Below are 18,613 nucleotides of genomic sequence, written 5' to 3'. Positions count from 1 at the left end.
TCTCCGTGGGCTGCACTACATCGCGCCGTCTTCGTACCAGGTGCGGCCGTCGCGCTCGATGAGCGCGATCGACGCCGAGGGCCCCCAGGTGCCCGCCGTGTAGGACTTGGGGGCGTCGCGCGTCTCCTGCCACGCCTCGATGATGGGATCGATCCAGGCCCAGGCTGCCTCCACCTCGTCGCGGCGCATGAAAAGCGTCTGGTTGCCGCGCACGACATCGAGGATGAGGCGCTCGTACGCATCCGGATTGCGCACGCCGAAGGCTTCGGCGAAGCTCATGTCGAGCGGCAGGTGCTGCAGGCGCATGCCGCCGGGGCCAGGATCCTTGATCATCAGCCACAGCTTCACCCCCTCGTCCGGCTGCAGCCTGATGACGAGGCGGTTGGGCGTGATCGGCCCGGCGCTCGCATCAAACACCGAATGGGGAATGGCCCGGAAGGTGACGACGATCTCCGACACACGCGTGGCGAGCCGCTTGCCCGTGCGCAGGTAGAACGGCACGCCGGCCCAGCGCCAGTTCGCGATCTCGACCTTGAGGGCAACGAAGGTCTCGGTGTTGCTGGCATGCGCGCCGAGCTCTTCCAGATAGCCCGGCACAGCGCCCCCGGCCGAGGCGCCGGCGCGGTACTGGCCGCGCACGGTCACCTGCGCAGCGTTGTGGCGGCCGATGGGCACGAGCGCCTTGAGGACCTTGAGCTTCTCGTCACGCACCGGGTCTGCCGCAAGCGACGTGGGCGTCTCCATGGCGACGAGGCAGAGCAGCTGCAGCAGGTGGTTCTGCACCATGTCGCGCATGGCGCCGGCCGTGTCGTAATAGCCGGCCCGCCCCTCCACGCCGAGGGATTCGGCCACGGTGATCTGCACGTGGTCGATATGGGCGGCGTTCCACAGCGGCTCAAACAGCGCGTTGGCGAAGCGCAGCGCCATTAGGTTCTGGACCGTCTCCTTCCCGAGATAGTGGTCGATGCGGTAGATGCTCTCCTCGGGGAAGACGCGTCCGATGGCAGCGTTGAGCCGCTGGGCAGAGGCGAGATCCTTGCCGAGGGGCTTTTCCACCACCACACGCGTGCGCCCGTCGACCAGGCCATGGGCGCCGATCTGCTCGCAGATGGGCCCGAACAGATCGGGCGAGGTGGCAAGATAGAAGACGCGGACGAAATGTTCCGCCGCACCGGCGGCACGGGCGAGCGCATCCCAGCCATCCTTGCCGGTCGCATCCACCGCAACATAGCTCAGCCGGGCGAGGAACCGCTCGAGCGCGCCGGGCTCGATGTCGCGCGCCGGGACGTGCTCCTCGAGAGCTTTCCTCGCCAGCGCGCGAAAATCCTCGTCGCTCAGATGACGGCGCGAGGCGCCGACGATCCTGGCCTCGGGGGGAAGCTGGCCCGCCTGATCGCGATGGTAGAGCGCGGGCAACAGCTTGCGCTGGGAGAGATCGCCCGTCGCGCCGAAGACCACGAGCACGAACGGAGAAACAGGAATAACACGGCTCGTCATGCCACTGTTCTTTCGTGCAAAATCGCTTCCACCTCCTGCCGCGTTGGCAGGTCTGCGCCCCTGCGGCTGCAGGTGACAGAGGCGGCGCTCGCCGCATAGTGCAGCGCATTGGTGACGGTCTCGTGGTCGACCGTCGCGATCGATTGACGGTCGAGCTTGCCTCGTTCGGCAAGGAACGCAAGCAGTGCGGCATGAAAGGTGTCGCCGGCGCCTACCGCGTCGACGAGGTCGACAGGCCGTGCCGGCACATCGAGCACGGCGCCGTCGGCAAGATAGGCGCTGGCGCCCTGCTCGCCCCGGGTGACCACGACGAGCTTCGCACCGGCCGCGAGCCAGGCCGCCGCCATGGCGCCGACATCCGCGTCCTGCCCGTAGGCCGTGGCGATGTCCTCGGCGCTCGCCTTGACGATGGTGGCGTGGGAGACAAGGCGCGCAAAGCGCTCGCGCCAGCGGCCCATGTCGCCAATGATGTCCGGCCGCAGGTTGGGATCGATGCTCACGACCCGGCGGCCCCCCTCGCGGGCCAGGAGTGTCTCGATTGTGGAGCCGACCGGCTCGACGCCGAGGCTGTAGGAACCCACGGCGATGGCGGCAAAGCCGCTGCAGTCTGGCAGCGCCGCGGCGGGCAGGTCCCGGTCCGCCGCCTGCTCGCCATAGAAGCGGTAGTGCACACTACCATCCGGGGTGGCGGAGGCCAGCGAGAGGGTCGTCGGCCGGTCGCTGCGCCGCACATGCGCCACGTCGACCCCGTTGCGTACCAGCGTGGCGACGAGCTCCTCGCCGAGCGGGTCGCGGGCGATGGCGCCGCAGAACGCCGCCGGGCAGCCGAGGCGCGCGAGGCCGACGGCGACGTTGAAGGGCGAGCCGCCAACGACTGCCGCTGCGTCGAGCCCTCCCTCGCCGCGTGCCTTGATGAACAGATCGACGAGTGCCTCGCCGCAAACGAGAATCATGGCCCTTGCATGCCTTCTTGTCGTGGGGGCGCCGGAATGACCGGCGCCCGCCTTCCGCAACGGGCCGGCTCAGCCGCGCGGCGCCGACCAGCCCTTGTAGTCCTTGACGTTGTCGCGCGTGACGAGTGTCGAAGGCATCAGCACCATCGGCTGCTCGGGCTTCTTGCCGTTCATGATGCCATAGCCGACCTCCACCGCCAGCTGTGCCATGGCATAGGGATCCTGGCTTGCGGAAGCCTCGATCATCGTGTCGCCCTTGAGGGCCGCCTCGATGTCCGGCGCGCCGTCAACCGAGGTGATGATGATGCCCTTGCGGTTGAGCTGCTTGGCGGCGAGATCGGTGCCGATAGCCTGCGGGTCGTTGATGGCGAAGACGGCATCGATCTTCGGGAAGCGCGTCAGGTGCCCCTGCATGACATTGAGACCGCCCTCACGGGATCCCTTGCCGTCCTGGTCCGACGACAGGATGTTGATGCCCGGCGCCTTCTCGAACACCGCCTTGCAGCCGTTGACGCGGTCGATGACGGCCGAGACCTGCGGGCCGTTCTGGATGATGACGTCGCCCTTGCCGCCGAGCTTGTCGACGATGTACTGGCAGGCGATCTCGCCGGCCTGAACGTTGTTGGTCTGCACCGTCGCATCCGCGCCCGCCGCCGCGACGTCAACCGCCATGACGACGATGCCGGCCGCCTGGGCCTTCTTCACCGCAGGCTCGATGGCCTTGGGATCGACAGCATTGAGCAGGATGAGATCGACGCCGGAGGCGATGAAGTTGTCAATCTGCGTGAACTGCTTGTTGAGGTCGTAGTCGGCCGAAACCGAGGTGACGCGCACGTTGGGATTGATCTCCCTGGCCTTGGCCTCGGCCCCCTTGGCGAGGGTGACGAAGAACGGGTTGCCGAGGGAGCCGAGGGTGATGCCGACCGACTTGAGCTCCTTGGCACTGGCGACGGAGGTCGCGAGCGCGAGCGCGGCACCGGCAAGCAGAACGCGTTTCAGCATGGTGTTTTCCTCCCCTGGTCGGTCGTTGAGATCCTGGCGCCGGACCAGAACGGCGCCTTCTGGGTGAGCCGACGGCCCGTCAGGTGCGGGCGCTGCCCTGCAGGCGGAAGCGGTCGAGCGCCACAGCGCCGATGATGACCAGCCCCTTGATGATGAACTGCCAGATGTCGGAGACGCCGAGCAGAATGAGGCCGTTCGACAGCACGGCGATGATCAGCGCGCCGATGAGCGTGCCCCAGATGGAGCCGATGCCGCCGACAAAGCTCGTGCCACCGAGGATGACGGCGGCAATGGCGTCAAGCTCGTAGGACTGGCCGAGTTGCAGGCCGTTGGCGGCATAGAGACGCGCCGCCGACATGACCCCGCCGAGCCCGGCGAGCAGGCCCGAGACCGCATAGACGAAGAGCAGGACGGCCCAGACCTTGATGCCCGACAGGCGGGCCGCGTCGGCATTGCCGCCGACGGCGTAGATGTGGACGCCAAGCACCGTGCGCCGCAGGATGAACCACGAGGCCAGGATCACCGCCATGGCGATGACCGCGAGCCACGGGATGGCGATGACCCCCGGCACGAGGACGAGCGAGCCGTTGCCGATGAAGGCGAAGGGCAGCTCCGGGTTGAACACGGTCGTGTCGTTGCCGAGCAGACGCGCGATACCGCGCACGGCCGTGAGCGAGCCGAGCGTGACGATGAACGGCGGCAGCCGCACGAAGGCGATGAGCGCACCGTTGACGAGGCCGAAGAACAGGCCCGTCGCCATGGCGGCCGGCACACCGAGGTTGCCGAAATCCTGCGAGGCGATGACGGCAATCATAGCCGAGGCGGCGAGGATCGAGCCGACGGACAGGTCGATGCCGCCTGTGAGGATCACAAAGGTCATGCCCGCCGCGAGCACCGTGTTGATCGATGCCTGCTGGGCGACGATGGACAGGTTCTGCGCCGTCAGGAACCGCCCCTCCCCGGCCACGTAGATGGTGAGCAGGTGGATGAGGATACACAGGATGACGAGTACCGGCAGCATGCCGACAGTGCGCACGAGCCCCTGCAGCATGATGCGCCGATGCGTTGCAAGAGCGGCTTCTTCGGCTGCGGACATGGGGGTCCCTCTCCTCTGGTCGCTCACTCGGCCGCCATCAGGGCGCGGTCGACGCCGGTCGCGAGCGCGATGATGTTTTCCTGGGTGATGGCGAGGCCGGTGTCGCCGCCGACCTCGCCCGCGATCTCGCCCTCGCGCATCACGAGGACGCGGTCGGCGATGCCGACGATCTCGGGCAGCTCGGAGGAAATGACGAGGACGCCGACGCCGCTCTTCGCCAGCTGGTCGATGATGCGGTAGATCTCCGACTTGGCGCCGATGTCCACGCCGCGCGTGGGCTCGTCGAGGATGAGTACCCTGGGCTCCGTCTCGAGAAGGCGCGAGAGCAGCACCTTCTGCTGGTTGCCGCCCGAGAGGGAGCCGACCGTCACCTCCGGGCTCGCCACGCGGATGGCGAGCGACTTGATGGCTCGCTCTGCCCGCCAGCGAGCCTTGCTGCGATTGAGCACGCCGGCGCGTGCATCCCGGCCGATGACGCCGAGATTGAGGTTCTCGGCCACCGTCATGTCGAGGAAGAGGCCCTGTGCCTTCCGATCCTCGGTGAGATAGACGAGTCCGGCGTCGATGGCATCCTGCGGCCTGCGGATGTCGACCGGCCTGCCCCCCACGACGATCTCGCCGCTAGTGCGCCTGTCGGCGCCGTAGATGAGGCGCGCGAGCTCCGTGCGCCCGGCCCCGACGAGGCCGGCGAGCCCGAGCACCTCGCCTGCGTGGAGCGTGAAGGAGCAGCCCCTGACGCGCGTGCCGTCGCCGACGTTGCGCACCTCGAGCACGGGCGCGTTGCGCACGCCTGCCGTATGGTCCTTCTTGTAGAAGGAGGACAGGTCGCGCCCCACCATCATGCGCACGATGGTATCGGGCCTGATCTCGTCGCGGCCGAGCGTGCCCACATAGGTGCCGTCGCGCAGAACCGAGACACGGTCGGACAGTTCGTAGACCTCGGCCATGCGGTGGGAAATGTAGATGATGGCCAGCCCCTCCGCCCGCAGCTGGCGCACGAGGGCGAAGAGACGGTCCGTCTCGCGCGAGGAAAGCGCCGTGGTCGGCTCGTCCATGACGAGGATGCGTGACCTCGCATGCACCGCTCGCGCAATCTCGACGAGCTGGCGCTCGGCGATCGACAGGTCGGCGACCAGCGTGCGCGGGCCAAAGGTGGCACCGAGCCGCTTGAGCACTTCGCTGCAGGCCTCCGCCATGGCCTGGCGGTCGATCATGCCATGGCGGCTGATCTCCATGCCGAGATGGATGTTCTCGGCCACAGTGAGGTTCGGGGCGAGTGCCAGCTCCTGGTAGATGATCGCGATGCCGTGCGCCTTGGCAGCGAGCGGCCCGTCGATGGTCACGGGCTTGCCGTCAATGCGGATCTCGCCGCCGGGGTCGGCCTGATAGGCGCCGGCCAGCACCTTCATCAGCGTGGACTTGCCGGCGCCGTTCTCGCCCATCAGGGCGTGTATCTCGCCCGGATAGATGGTGAGCTGCACGTCGGAGAGCGCCCTGACCCCGGGAAAGGTCTTGGAGATGCCGCGCATCTCGAGGATGGGCTCAGGCGAAGACATGCTCGCTGCCTCCCTTGACGCCGACGGTTGCCTCGCCGGTAAGGATGCCCGTCCGCGGGCTGAGGTGGACGAAGAGCGGCAGGCTCGCCGCGCCGAGCGCGCCCGCATAGGGGCCGAAATGGCCGGCCCGCACCAGCGGCGGCGTACGGGCCTCGGCAACACCGGCGGCAAGCGCCTTCTCGAGCCGCACGATCAGACGGTCGATCCACACCCGGTCGAGGTCGCTGTCGAGCGCGACGAGCGAGATGTCGAGCAAGGCCCGCATGGAGAGGAGCGGCCCGACGAGCGCGTCGACGCAGTCGTCCATCCATTCCTCGACCGCTCGGGGATGGGCGTTCATCGCCGCCGCCAGGTCGCCGAGGCCGGTCACCCGCGCCCCGCAGTGGCGCAGATGGCGGATGAGCGCGTTGAGCGAGGCGCGTGTGAGGAGAATGTTGGTCTCGGGGCCTTGCGGCGCCGAGGGCAGCCGGCTCGGCCCCACCGGCATCACGGCGACGTCGGCGGCGTTGCCGGTCTCGCCGCGCAGGTAATCCCCGCCCATGGCGAGCCCGCCGCCGATGCAAGGGCCGATGAACAGGTAGAGGAAGTTGTCCGCCTCGTGGCCCAGGCCATGGAACAGCTCGGCAATCGCCGCCGCGGCGCCGTCGTTCTCCTCCACCGTGGCAAGGCCCGTGGCGCGGGCAAGGTCGCCGGCAAAATCCGCATCATCCCACTCGCGCAGCGATGGCACCTCGACGAGATCGAGCTGCTGAAGCCAGCTGCCGAGATTGTAGGGACGGCCGATGCCGATGCCGGTGATACGCTCGCGCATCTCGGGTGTGCAGAAGGCGAGCAGCTGCTCCACGTCACGCTGGACGATCTCGAGCGTCGCGGCCGGCGACGGCAGGTCGATGTCATGTGTGTACTGGGCAAGGAGATGGCCGCCCAGATCAACGAGCGCCGTCTCGATACGGCTGCGGTCGAGCCGGACGCCGATGCCGTAAGCGCCCGCTCTGTTGAGCCGCAGGATCGTCGCCGGCTGGCCACGCTGGCCGCGATGACGCTTGCCGACCGTCTCCACGAGCCCGAGGGCGTCGAGTTCGTCGACGATCTGGCCGACGGCCGTGCTGGTGAGGTCCGCAGCGCGGGCGAGATCCGCCTTGGACGCCTCGCCGAGGCGGCGCAGCCAGCGCAAGACCAGACGCTGATTGTACTGCCGGATCTGCAGGGAATTCGTCCCCTGCCCGGACCGCATGGCACGCATGGCCCGTCCTGACGTTTCCCGGCCGCCAGCAGCGACCTTTTTATAAATCATGTTGATTTATTAAGAAACGTTCCGCTCCTGCTGTCAACCCGGCAGAGCTGATCGCCAGCAAGACGGTAATATGCATAATATGCAATAACTTATGCAGATATATTGAAGCGCCATACAAGGAATCCGATCACCGTCACCTGGCCGTGTCGGCGCTTCTTCAACGTCGCGCGATGATCGAGAGACTCGCTGCGGCACGCATCATATCGCGATGCCCGGGGCGCCGCCGCCGGATGAGGCGCAGCGACGCGTTACGCTGCCTTTTTCTGCTCCGCGATGCGCACGAGGTCGCGCAGCACGCGGGCCGTGCCCTTGAGGCGCGCTTCTGCGGTGTCCATGTCCTGAATGAAGACGATCCGCATGTCGGGCCGCACCTTTGCCAGCGTGCCCTCACCGGCCACATAGGCGATGAGGCCCTCCGGATTGGCGAAGGCATTGTCGCGGAAGGCAACGATGAGGCCCTTGGGACCGGCCTCGACCTTCTCCACATTGGCGCGCCGGCACAGGGCCTTGATGGCCACGAGCTTGAGAAGCTGGTCCACCTCCTCCGGCAGGGGGCCGAAGCGGTCGATGAGTTCGGCGCCGAAGGCTTCGATCTCGTCGTCGCGCTCCAGCGTGGACAGGCGCTTGTAGAGGCCGAGGCGCAGCTGCAGGTCCGGCACATAGCTCTCGGGGATCATCACCGGCGTACCGATGGTGATCGACGGCGACCACTGCTCCTCCGTCTCCTCGTCGGCGACGCCAGCCTTGAGCTGCGCCACCGCCTCCTCCAGCATCTGCTGGTAGAGCTCGTAGCCCACCTCCTTGATGTGGCCGGATTGCTCCTCGCCGAGGAGGTTGCCCGCGCCGCGGATGTCGAGGTCGTGGCTGGCGAGCTGGAAGCCGGCGCCGAGCGTGTCGAGCGACTGCAGCACTTTGAGCCGGCGTTCGGCCGTCGCCGTCAGCGTGCGGTTGGCGGGCACGGTGAAGAGCGCATAGGCGCGCGTCTTCGAACGGCCGACACGACCGCGCAGCTGGTAGAGCTGGGCGAGGCCGAACATGTCCGCCCGGTGGACGATGAGCGTGTTGGCACGCGGGATGTCGAGGCCCGATTCAACGATCGTCGTCGACAGGAGGATGTCGAACTTGCCATCGTAGAAAGCCGTCATGGCGTCTTCGAGCTGGCCGGCAGGCATCTGGCCATGAGCGACGACCACGCGTGCCTCGGGCACCTCGGCATCGAGGAATGCCTTCACCTCCGCGAGATCCTCGATGCGCGGGCAGACGTAGAACGCCTGGCCGCCGCGATAGCGCTCGCGCAGCAGTGCCTCGCGGATGACGAGCGGGTCGAACGGCGTGATGAAGGTGCGCACCGCCAGGCGGTCCACCGGCGGCGTGGCGATGATCGACAGCTCCCGCACGCCCGTCAGGGCAAGCTGGAGGGTGCGCGGGATGGGCGTGGCCGTCAGGGTCAGCACGTGCACCTCGGCGCGCAACTCCTTCAGCCGCTCCTTGTGAGCCACGCCGAAATGCTGCTCCTCGTCGACGATGATGAGGCCCAGCTCCTTGAAGCAGATGGTCTTGCCCAGCAGGGCGTGCGTGCCGATGACGATATCAATGGTGCCATCGGCGAGCCCCTCCTTCACCTTCTTCATCTCACCTGCGGAGACGAAACGGGAAGCCTGGGCGATGCGCACCGGCAGCCCCTGGAAACGCTCGGTGAAGGCCTTGTAGTGCTGGCGCGCCAGGAGCGTCGTCGGCACGACCACGGCCACCTGGTAACCCGACATGGCGACCGCAAAGGCGGCCCGCAGCGCCACCTCGGTCTTGCCGAAGCCAACGTCGCCGCAGATGAGTCGGTCCATGGGCCGACCGGCGGCGAGATCGTCGAGCACCGCGTCGATGGCGTTCTGCTGGTCCTCCGTCTCCTCGTAGGGGAACCGCGCCGCGAACTCGTCGTAGAGCCCGGCGGGGGGCTCGATGCGCGGCGCCTCCTTGAGGGCGCGCGCCGCAGCGATCTTGATGAGCGCGCCGGCCATCTCGCGGATGCGCTTCTTGAGCTTGGCCTTGCGCGCCTGCCAGGCGACGCCGCCGAGCTTGTCGAGCACCGCCTCGGTGTCCTCCGAGCCGTAGCGCGACAGCAGCTCGATATTCTCCACCGGCAGGAACAGCTTGTCCCCGCCCGCGTAGTGCAGCTCGAGGCAGTCGTGCGGCGCGCCGGCGGCATCGATGGTCTTGAGCCCGACGAAGCGGCCGATGCCGTGGTTGACATGCACCACGAGGTCGCCGGCGGTAAGGCTCGAGACTTCGGCGATGAAATCCTGCGCGCGCCTGGTCTTGCGCTTGGCGCGCACCAGCCGGTCGCCGAGGATGTCCTGCTCGCCGATGACGGCGAGATCATCTGTCTCGAAACCATGCTCCAGCCCCCAGACGGCGAGCGCGGCCTCGTTGCGGGCGAGCGCCGAGACATGGGCAAGGCGCGATACCGGCTTGGCCTGCGTCAGCCCGTGGTCTGCCAGCACGTGCGCCAGACGCTCGCGCGAGCCCTCGGACCAGGCGGCGAGCACCACGCGTTTGCCCGCCTTCTGCAGCTCGCGCACGTGGCGCACGGCGGCATCGAAGACATTCGCCGTCTCGTCCGCCCGCTCGGCGGCGAAGCTGCGCCCCTGCCGGCCGCCGACATCGACCACGAGCCGTCCGCTCGTCTGCGGCTGGGCGAAGGGCGTCAGGCGCGCGACGGCTTCCTTCTCAATCTGCTCCGCCCACTCGCTCGCGCCGAGATAGAGCGCATCCGGCGGCAGGGGCTTGTAAGGCGTCCCGCCCATGGCGGGCTGCTCCAGCGCCGCCTTGCGGGCGTCGTAATAGTCGGCGATCTGCGCGAGACGCTCGCCCGCCGCATCGTCGACAAGCGCGTCGAAGATGAAGGGCACGCCCGGCAGGTAGGTGAAGAGCGTGTCGAGATGGTCGTGGAACAGCGGCAGCCAGTGCTCAACGCCGGGATGGCGGCGCCCTTCGCTCACCGCCTGGTAGAGCGTGTCGTCCCGGGTCGCCGCCCCGAAGGTCGCGACGTAGCCCTGGCGGAAGCGCCGCATCGTCTCGGTGGTCAGCTGCAACTCGCTCATCGGCACAAGATCGAGCGCGCGCAGCTGGTGCGTCGAGCGCTGCGTCTCCGGGTCGAAGGCGCGGATGGATTCGAGCGTGTCGCCGAAGAAGTCTAGGCGCAGTGGCTCCGGCATTCCGGGCGCATAGAGATCCACAATGCCGCCGCGCACGGCATATTCGCCCGTGTCCCGCACGGTGCCGGTGCGCAGGAAGCCGTTGACCTCCAGCCAGCTGATGAGCGCCTCCATGTCCATGACGTTGCCCGGCGCCGCAGAGAGGGTCTCGGTAGCGATGCGGGCAATGGGCGGCACGCGCTGCAGGATGGCGTTGACCGTGGTGAGGAGAATGCGCGGCTTGTCCTCCCCCGCGCGGGTGCGGGCGAGGCGGGAGAGCGTCGTCATGCGCCGCGCCGTGATCGCGGCATTGGGTGAGACGCGATCGTAGGGCTGGCAATCCCAGGCAGGAAAGGAGAGAACGTCGATCTCCGGCGCGACGAAGGCGAGCGCCGATTCCATGGCGGCCATGCGCTGGCCGTCACGCGCCACGTGCACGAGCGTCGCGGGACGTTCCTCGCCCCTGGCGAGGCCACGCGCGAGATCGGCCACCACGATGGCATCCAATCCATCCGGAGCGCTCGCGATGGTGAGGCTTTCCGCCCGCTGCAGGGCTTCGATGGCGCGTTTGAGCTGCATGATCTTCTTGGATGACGAACGCACCCGTCAGCCGGATCGTGCCGGGGCGCAAGGGTTCTCGAACGTTACGATCCCGAGGGATTGCCGCTGGCGTGGAAATCCCGCATGCGATGGAAGAGCGGCGTATCGTAGTCGGGCGGCACCGGCACGCTGCCGGCGATCCAGGAAAAGAGATCCTGGTCGGGAAGCTCGATCAGCTTCTCGAACTCCGTGATCTCCTGCTCGCTCAGGCCGGCGACATGGGCATCGGCAAAGCGGCCCATGATGAGATCCATTTCCCGCATGCCGCGATGCCAGGCCCGGTAAAGGATGCGCCGGCGGCGCATATCCATCGCCTCGGTCGCGCTGTCCATGGCTTTCTCCCGTCTGCACGAGTCACGTGCATATAAGCCCTTGCCGGCATCCTGTCAGCCGATCCGCGACCACCTGTCATCGGGCTCCGCTGCCCCGGTCCCCGTGGCTGGCGGTCTGGCGTGGTCTATCGTCGGGCCGCCCACGGCTGTCGGCAGCTATGATAGGCAGCTGTCACACGATACGCCCGCGATTCTCTCCTCCGAGCCTCGAGCCCACGGCGATGCGCCCCTCGTCCCTCGATCCGCTCTTTGCTGAAGTGACCTCTCTGCCCGGCGTCGGCCCACGCATGAGACTGCTGTTCGACCGGCTCGTGGGCGAGCCGGGCAAACCTGCGCGGGTGCTCGACCTGCTCTTCCACCTGCCTCACGGCGCGGTCGACCGGCGCGCCCGCCCGACGGTGGCCGACGCCGTGCCGGGCGAGGTTGTCACACTCTGCGTCCGCGTCGTCTCGCATCACCCCGCGCCCCCCGGCCGCTCGCGCGCGCCCTATCGCGTCGTCGTCGAGGACGAGACGGGCGATGTGACTCTCGTTTTCTTCAACGCCGACAGGCGGCGCCTCGACAAGCTGCTGCCTCCTGGAGAGCAGCGTTTTGTCTCGGGCAAGATCGAGCTGTGGGACGGCCGGCGCCAGATGGTCCATCCGGACCGCATCGTCGATGCCGCCGGGCTCGCGGATATGCCGGCGGTGGAACCGACCTACAACCTGACGGAGGGGCTGTCGGCGCGCTACGTGAATCGCATCGCCCGCGCCGCCCTCGCCCGGGTGCCGGCCCTGCCCGAGTGGCAGGAGGAGAGCTGGCTGGCCCGCAACGACTTTCCCGATTTCCGCACAGCGCTCGAGCGCCTGCACGCCCCGCAGGACATGGCAGCCTTCACACCCGACAGTCCGGCGCGACGCCGCCTCGCCTACGACGAGTTGCTGGCCACCCAGCTCGCCCTTGCGCTGTTGCGCAAGAGCCTGCGCCGCGCACCGGGACGGGTGAACGTTGGCGACGGCCGCATCGTTGCCCGCCTGCGCGCGGCCCTGCCCTTCGCGCTCACCGCGTCGCAGGAGCAGGCGGTGGCCGACATCCGGCGCGACCTTGCTGCGCCGCAGCGGATGCTGCGCCTCGTGCAGGGCGACGTCGGCTCGGGCAAGACGGTCGTCGCCCTTATGGCCATGGCGAGCGCCGTCGAGGCTGGCCGTCAGGCTGCGATGATGGCGCCGACGGAGATCCTCGCCCGCCAGCATTTCGAGCGTCTCGCGCCGCTCGCCGAGGCCGCCGGCCTGCGCCTCGGCCTTCTCACCGGACGGGACAAGGGCAGCGAGCGGCGCCGCACACTCGCCGCGCTCGCCGACGGCGGGCTGGACATCGTGGTGGGGACGCACGCGCTCTTTCAGGACGAGGTCGCCTTCCGGGATCTCGGCCTCGCCGTCATCGACGAGCAGCATCGCTTTGGCGTGCACCAGCGCTTCGCCCTCGGCGCCAAGGGCGCGGCGGTGGACGTCCTCGTCATGACCGCCACGCCCATCCCGCGCACTCTTGTACTCACCTATTTCGGCGACATGGACGTGTCCGTGCTCAGGGAAAAGCCGGCCGGCCGCAAACCCATCGACACGCGCGCGGTGCCGCTCGAGCGGCTCGACGAAGTGGTGAGCGCCACCGGCCGCGCCATCCGCGCGGGGGCGCGCGTCTACTGGGTGTGCCCGCTCGTTGCCGAATCGGAAACGCTCGACGTTGCGGCGGCGGAGGAGCGGTACGCGAGCCTTGCCGCTGCCTTCGGCGCCGAGGCCGTCGGCCTGCTGCACGGCAAGATGGCGGGGCGGGACAAGGACGCCGTCATGGCCCGCTTCGCGGCGGGAGTCATCAAGATCCTCGTCGCGACGACGGTCATCGAGGTGGGCGTCGACGTGCCCGAGGCCACCGTCATGGTCATCGAACATGCGGAGCGCTTCGGCCTCGCGCAGCTTCACCAGCTGCGCGGACGCATCGGCCGCGGGGCATCCGCCTCCACCTGCCTTCTCCTCTACAAGGCGCCGCCGGGTCCCGTCGCCGAGGCGCGGCTCAGGATCATGCGCGAGACGGACGACGGCTTCCGCATTGCCGAGGAGGATCTGCGGCTGCGCGGCGAGGGCGAGATCCTCGGCACGCGTCAATCCGGCGCGCCCGACTTCCGCCTGGTGCGCACGGAGACGGACGCGGACCTCATCGCCGCCGCCCGCGACGACGCCCGGCTCATCATCGAGCGCGATCCGAAGCTCGCGAGCCCGCGCGGCGAGGCCCTGCGGCTGCTGCTCTATCTCTTCGAGCGCGATGAGGCCATCCGCCTGCTGCGCGCCGGCTGACTACGGCGACGCCGCCTCGAGGTCCTTGCGCCTGTGCGCCGGCAGCGTTCTGGGCGCCGACGCGGCGCTGTCCGGCTGGATGACGCCGCCGGACATGATCAGCTTGGCTGCGTCCTCCACCGTCATGGAGACCTCGATGACGTCCTTGCGCGGCAGATAGAAGAAGAAGCCCGTCGTCGGGTTGGGCGTGCAGGGCATGAAGACGCCGACATACTCGCCGGCCTCCGGCAGACGCTCGGCGATGGCGGGGCTTGGCGGCGCGGAGAGGAAGGCGATCGACCACACCTCGCGCGAGGGATAGGGAATGAGCACCACCGAGCGGAACGACGTGCCGTGCTCCGAGAACACCGTCTCGAAGACCTGCTTCACCCCCTTGTAGAGCCCCCGCACCACCGGCATGCGCGCCAGGATGCGCTCGCCGAAATTGAGCAGCGAGCGTCCGACGAGATTCGCCGTCAGGAAACCGAGCAGCGTCAGACCGACGAAGGCCACCACCAGCCCGAATCCGGGGATGGCGAAGGGCAGATAGGTGTCCGGCAGGTAGGCCGCGGGAATGAGCGGCTTCACCCAGCCGTCGATGAGGCCGATGATCCACGTGACGATGTAGGCGGTGATGGCGAGCGGCCCGGCGACAACGACGCCCGTCAGGAAGTAGTTTCTCACGCGCGAGCCGGCTGTCTGCGGCCCCACCGCCGAAGCGGCCACCTCCTGGGCGATCTGGTGCGCCGTCGGAATGGCGCCTCCCTCTTCCGGATGTGTTTGTCTGTCGTCCATCCGCTCAACCTGCCCTGCAAGGCTTGCCCGGGCGTGTCATGCGGCCGCACCGCCGCCGCGAAGCCCTTCCACAATTGATGGGCCTTTGCCATTTTCCTTGCAAGGATGCCAACCCGCGACCGGCACCCGGTCGGCTCGCAACGGAAGGGGCCGTGGAAGACAGGACGAGCAGAGAGGACCGCCCAGGCGAAGCGACCCGTGCGGAGCGCCGCATTGCGCCCCGCTCGCCGGCCGTGCGCCTCGTCTATCTCGGTCTCGGCTGCCTCTTCGTCCCCGTTGGTGCAGTCGGCCTCGTCATGCCGCTGCTGCCGGGCACGGTCTTCCTCATCCTCGCGGCGGCCTGCTTCGCCAGATCCTCGCCGCGCTTCGAGCAATGGCTGCTCGAGCACCGCTATCTCGGGCCCTCCGTCCGCGCATGGCGCGCCAACGGCTCCATCCCGCGCCGGGTGAAGTGGATCGCCTGCCTCAGCCTCGTCGCCAGCTACGGCCTGGTACTAGCCTCTGCCGCACCGCTGATCGGCCGCATCGCGGCCGCCGCGTGCTTCATCGCGGTGGCGGTCTATATCGTGACGCGGCCGGAGCCCATCGCAGAATCGTGAGCGACGGGCCCCGCCCGCTGCCTCACTCGACGGTGACGGATTTGGCGAGGTTGCGCGGCTGGTCCACGTCCTTCCCCATGAAGAGCGCCGTGTGATAGGCGATCAGCTGCGCCGGGACGGCGTAGACCATGGGTGCGATGATCGGGTTCATCGCGGGCATGGCGATGGTGGCCATCGTGTCCACAGCCGCCTCGCGTGCCGCATTCTCCTCGCCGACGAGGATGATGCGCCCGCCGCGCGCCGCCACCTCCTGCATGTTCGACACGGTCTTCTCGAACACGGCGTCGTTCGGCGCCAGCACGATGACGGGCACCGTCTCGTCGATGAGGGCGATGGGACCATGCTTGAGTTCGCCAGCGGCGTAGCCCTCGGCATGGATGTAGGAGATTTCCTTGAGCTTCAACGCCCCCTCAAGCGCGAGCGGATAGGCCATGCCGCGGCCGAGATAGAGCACGTCGCGCGCCTTTGACAGCTCGCGCGCCAAGCCCTCGATCTCGGGCTCGCTCTTCAGTGCCTCGGCCATCAGCCCCGGCACCGAGACGAGAGCAGAGACGAGCCCCTCCTCGTCCCGCTCGCTCAGCGTGCCCCGCGCGCGCCCGGCGGCGATGGCCAAGGCCAGCAGGACAGCGAGCTGGCAGGTGAAGGCCTTGGTCGACGCCACGCCGATCTCCGGGCCGGCGAGCGTGGGCAGGACCGCCGTGCTTTCACGGGCGATGGTCGAGGTCGGCACATTGACGACGGACAGGACCTTGGCACCGCTCGCCCTGGCATAGCGCAGCGAGGCGAGCGTATCGGCGGTCTCGCCCGACTGCGAGATGAACAGCGCCAGATCCGTCTCAAAGAGCGGCGTCTCGCGGTAGCGGAACTCGGAGGCGACGTCGATCTCCACCGGCAGGCGCGCCAGCCGCTCGAACCAATAGCGAGCGACGAGCCCGGCGTAATAGGCCGTGCCGCAGGCGGAAATGACGAGGCGGTTCACCTTGCGGAAATCAACGTCGAGCTCCGCCGGCATCTTGATCCGGCCGGCCGCGAGATCGACGTAGTGGGCAATGGTGCGCCCCACAACCTCGGGCTGCTCATGGATCTCCTTGGCCATGAAATGGCGGTGGTTGCCTTTGTCGGCGATGAAGGCGCCCGGCGCGAAGCGCTGGCGCTCACGCTGCACGACCTTGCCCGACATGTCGCGGATGACGGCACCCTGATGGGACAGCACCACCCAGTCGCCGTCCTCAAGGTAGCAGATCTCGTCCGTGAGCGGGGCCAGCGCCAGCGCATCCGAGCCAAGGTACATCTCGCCGTCGCCGTAGCCGATGGCTAGCGGCGCCCCGTGGCGGGCACCGATGAGCAGGTCCTCCTCGCCCGCGAAGAGGAAGGCGAGCGCGAATGCGCCCCTCAGCCGCGGCAGGACGGCGGCAACGGCGTCGACCGGGCCCCTGCCCGCCCGCATCTCGCGCGTCACGAGCTGGGCGACAACCTCCGTGTCGGTCTCGGTCTCGAAGACGACACCCTCGGCCTGCAGCTCTTCCTTGAGCGTGCGGAAGTTCTCGATGATGCCGTTGTGGACCACGGCGAGGCGGTCCGTCGCGTGAGGGTGCGCGTTGGTCTCGTTGGGGCGCCCGTGCGTCGCCCAGCGGGTGTGGCCGATGCCGATCGGGCCCGACAGAGGCGAGCGGGCCAGCTTCTCCTCCAGGTTGCGCAGCTTGCCCTCGGCCCGGCGACGCTCCAGCCGCCCGTTCTCGAGGGTGGCGACGCCAGCGGAGTCGTAGCCGCGGTATTCGAGACGCTTCAGCGCATCGACCACGAGCGGAGCAGCCGGCTGCCGTCCGAGTATTCCCACGATGCCGCACATGGATGTTCTACTCCCCGAAAAGGCCGGAACAGTCGTATCGCCGACCCAGACGGGACGACGTGGTATACGATCGCGGCGCGCAGGTTCAAATCACGTTCGATATCCGTTTGTGACGTCGGGCTTCAGCCAAGCATGCCCGTCATTCGCTCTTTTTGGTAGAAGCGTCACTAAACGTTTCGCGGAATTTCTGTGCCCAGCCATCCTTGGTGACCTGCCGCGCGCGGCCCACGGCGAGCGCGTCCGCCGGCACGTCCATCGTCACCACGGAGCCCGACCCGATGAAGGCTCCCTCCCCGATCACGACCGGCGCAACGAGGGAGGAGTTGGAACCGACAAAGGCACCTGCGCCGATCTCGGTACGGTGCTTGCGGAAGCCGTCGTAGTTGCAGGTGATGGTTCCGGCGCCGATGTTGACCTTGGCGCCGATCGTTGCATCGCCCAGGTAGCTCAGGTGATTGGCCTTGGCGCCCGCCCCGAGCGTCGCGTTCTTGATCTCAACGAAATTACCCACGCGCGCCCCTTCACCGATGTCGGCGCCCGGACGCAGGCGGGCATAGGGGCCTACGGAGGCGCCGGCGCGGATACGCGCGCCTTCCAGATGCGAGAAGGAATGGATGACGGCCCCGTCCTCCACCGTCACGCCCGGCCCGAAGACAACGTGTGGCTCCACCACCACGTCGCGGCCAAGACGCGTGTCGGCGCTGAGGAAGACCGTCTCCGGCGCCTGCAGCGTCGCGCCCTCGCGCATGGCGGCAAGGCGCAGGCGCGACTGCAGCGTTGCCTCGGCCTGCGCAAGCTGCACGCGGTCGTTGATGCCCTGCACCTCTGCCTCATCGGCAACCACGACATGGGTCGTGAGGCCGCGGGCGCGCGCCACCGCCACGGCGTCGGTCAGGTAGAACTCACGCTGGGCATTGTCCTGGCCGATCGCCTCGAGCAGCGCGAGCGCCTCGCTGCCTGCGAGCGCCATCAGGCCGGCGTTGCACAGGGGGATGCGCCGCTCCTCCTCCGTCGCGTCCTTGTGCTCGCGGATGGCGAGGAGATCGTCGCTCTCGACGATGAGGCGCCCGTAGCCGTTGGGGTCGGACGCCTCGAAGCCGAGCACGGCGACGGTCGCCCCGCGGGCGAGCTCCGCCCGCAGGCGGCAGAAGGTCTCGGCCGTGACGAGCGGCGTATCGGCGAAGGCGACGATGACATCGTCATAGCCCCGCGCGATCTCCTCGCGCGCCGCCAGCACAGCATGGGCGGTGCCCAGACGCTCGGCCTGCACGTACACCGTGGCGTCCGGGCGCACGCGGCGCGCTTCGGCCGCCACGTCGTCCCGGCCCGGGCCGACGACGACGGACACCGCATCAGCCCCGGCGGCCGAGACGGCATGGAGCACATGGGCGAGAAGGCTACGCCCGGCCAGCGCATGGAGAACCTTGGGCTTATGCGACTGCATGCGCTTGCCCTCGCCCGCAGCCAGCACGACGACGAGGCAGCGACGGGCCGCCGCCGGATTCGATGCGTTCACCAATGTCCTCTCCCGCGTCTCATCCGC

13 protein-coding genes are annotated in these 18,613 nt (G+C 68.4%); 2 read left to right on the top strand and 11 right to left on the bottom strand.

Features of this window, described 5'->3' with window-relative positions:
• Nucleotides 1–15: 15 nt before the first annotated feature.
• The 8 genes from zwf to HNQ73_RS02275 form a co-directional block, all read right to left on the bottom strand.
• Nucleotides 16–1,497, bottom strand: coding sequence for a glucose-6-phosphate dehydrogenase (gene zwf, locus HNQ73_RS02310; RefSeq protein ID WP_183331816.1), 1,482 nt, complete (start codon nucleotides 1,495–1,497; stop codon nucleotides 16–18).
• A complete protein-coding gene (locus tag HNQ73_RS02305) occupies nucleotides 1,494–2,450 on the bottom strand; it encodes a carbohydrate kinase family protein (RefSeq protein ID WP_183331814.1) in 957 nt (318 codons plus the stop codon). The genes zwf and HNQ73_RS02305 overlap by 4 nt, the downstream gene beginning before the upstream one ends.
• A 69-nt stretch (nucleotides 2,451–2,519) precedes the next feature.
• Nucleotides 2,520–3,452: an ABC transporter substrate-binding protein gene (locus HNQ73_RS02300; protein WP_183331812.1), complete on the bottom strand. Its 933-nt coding sequence runs from the start codon at nucleotides 3,450–3,452 to the stop codon at nucleotides 2,520–2,522.
• A gap of 79 nt (nucleotides 3,453–3,531) precedes the next feature.
• A complete protein-coding gene (locus tag HNQ73_RS02295) occupies nucleotides 3,532–4,503 on the bottom strand; it encodes an ABC transporter permease subunit (protein ID WP_373284840.1) in 972 nt (323 codons plus the stop codon).
• Nucleotides 4,504–4,571: 68 nt separating this feature from the next.
• The gene (locus HNQ73_RS02290; protein WP_183331808.1) at nucleotides 4,572–6,104 is read right to left on the bottom strand and encodes a sugar ABC transporter ATP-binding protein; all 1,533 of its coding nucleotides are present in this window, start codon (nucleotides 6,102–6,104) and stop codon (nucleotides 4,572–4,574) included.
• Nucleotides 6,091–7,347: an ROK family protein gene (locus HNQ73_RS02285; protein WP_183331806.1), complete on the bottom strand. Its 1,257-nt coding sequence runs from the start codon at nucleotides 7,345–7,347 to the stop codon at nucleotides 6,091–6,093. The genes HNQ73_RS02290 and HNQ73_RS02285 overlap by 14 nt, the downstream gene beginning before the upstream one ends.
• A gap of 299 nt (nucleotides 7,348–7,646) precedes the next feature.
• Nucleotides 7,647–11,168 (bottom strand): transcription-repair coupling factor, encoded by a 3,522-nt coding sequence (gene mfd / locus HNQ73_RS02280; protein ID WP_183331805.1) that lies wholly within the window; start codon nucleotides 11,166–11,168, stop codon nucleotides 7,647–7,649.
• A 65-nt stretch (nucleotides 11,169–11,233) separates the two neighbouring features.
• Nucleotides 11,234–11,521, bottom strand: coding sequence for an FAD assembly factor SdhE (locus HNQ73_RS02275; RefSeq protein ID WP_183331803.1), 288 nt, complete (start codon nucleotides 11,519–11,521; stop codon nucleotides 11,234–11,236).
• A 221-nt stretch (nucleotides 11,522–11,742) separates the two neighbouring features.
• Between HNQ73_RS02275 and recG the strand changes: the two genes are divergently transcribed.
• The gene (gene recG, locus HNQ73_RS02270; RefSeq protein ID WP_183331801.1) at nucleotides 11,743–13,848 is read left to right on the top strand and encodes an ATP-dependent DNA helicase RecG; all 2,106 of its coding nucleotides are present in this window, start codon (nucleotides 11,743–11,745) and stop codon (nucleotides 13,846–13,848) included.
• Here recG and HNQ73_RS02265 read toward each other — a convergent pair whose 3' ends face one another.
• Complete coding sequence (locus HNQ73_RS02265) at nucleotides 13,849–14,622, bottom strand: DUF502 domain-containing protein (RefSeq protein ID WP_183331799.1); 774 nt, start codon at nucleotides 14,620–14,622, stop codon at nucleotides 13,849–13,851. It lies immediately after the preceding gene.
• A 152-nt stretch (nucleotides 14,623–14,774) separates the two neighbouring features.
• Between HNQ73_RS02265 and HNQ73_RS18055 the strand changes: the two genes are divergently transcribed.
• The gene (locus HNQ73_RS18055; protein ID WP_244649789.1) at nucleotides 14,775–15,221 is read left to right on the top strand and encodes a YbaN family protein; all 447 of its coding nucleotides are present in this window, start codon (nucleotides 14,775–14,777) and stop codon (nucleotides 15,219–15,221) included.
• 22 nt (nucleotides 15,222–15,243) lie between these two features.
• Here HNQ73_RS18055 and glmS read toward each other — a convergent pair whose 3' ends face one another.
• Both glmS and glmU read right to left on the bottom strand, forming a co-directional pair.
• On the bottom strand, nucleotides 15,244–17,070 hold the full coding sequence (glmS, locus tag HNQ73_RS02255; RefSeq protein WP_183331797.1) for a glutamine--fructose-6-phosphate transaminase (isomerizing): 1,827 nt from the start codon (nucleotides 17,068–17,070) through the stop codon (nucleotides 15,244–15,246).
• A gap of 139 nt (nucleotides 17,071–17,209) precedes the next feature.
• Complete coding sequence (glmU, locus tag HNQ73_RS02250; protein WP_183331795.1) at nucleotides 17,210–18,586, bottom strand: bifunctional UDP-N-acetylglucosamine diphosphorylase/glucosamine-1-phosphate N-acetyltransferase GlmU; 1,377 nt, start codon at nucleotides 18,584–18,586, stop codon at nucleotides 17,210–17,212.
• Between the last annotated feature and the right edge of the window lie 27 nt (nucleotides 18,587–18,613).

The organism is Chelatococcus composti, from assembly GCF_014201415.1.
Taxonomy (GTDB): domain Bacteria; phylum Pseudomonadota; class Alphaproteobacteria; order Rhizobiales; family Beijerinckiaceae; genus Chelatococcus_A; species Chelatococcus_A composti.
The sequence above is the reverse complement of the archived record's forward strand: the minus strand, read 5'-3'. Positions and strand labels throughout refer to the sequence as shown.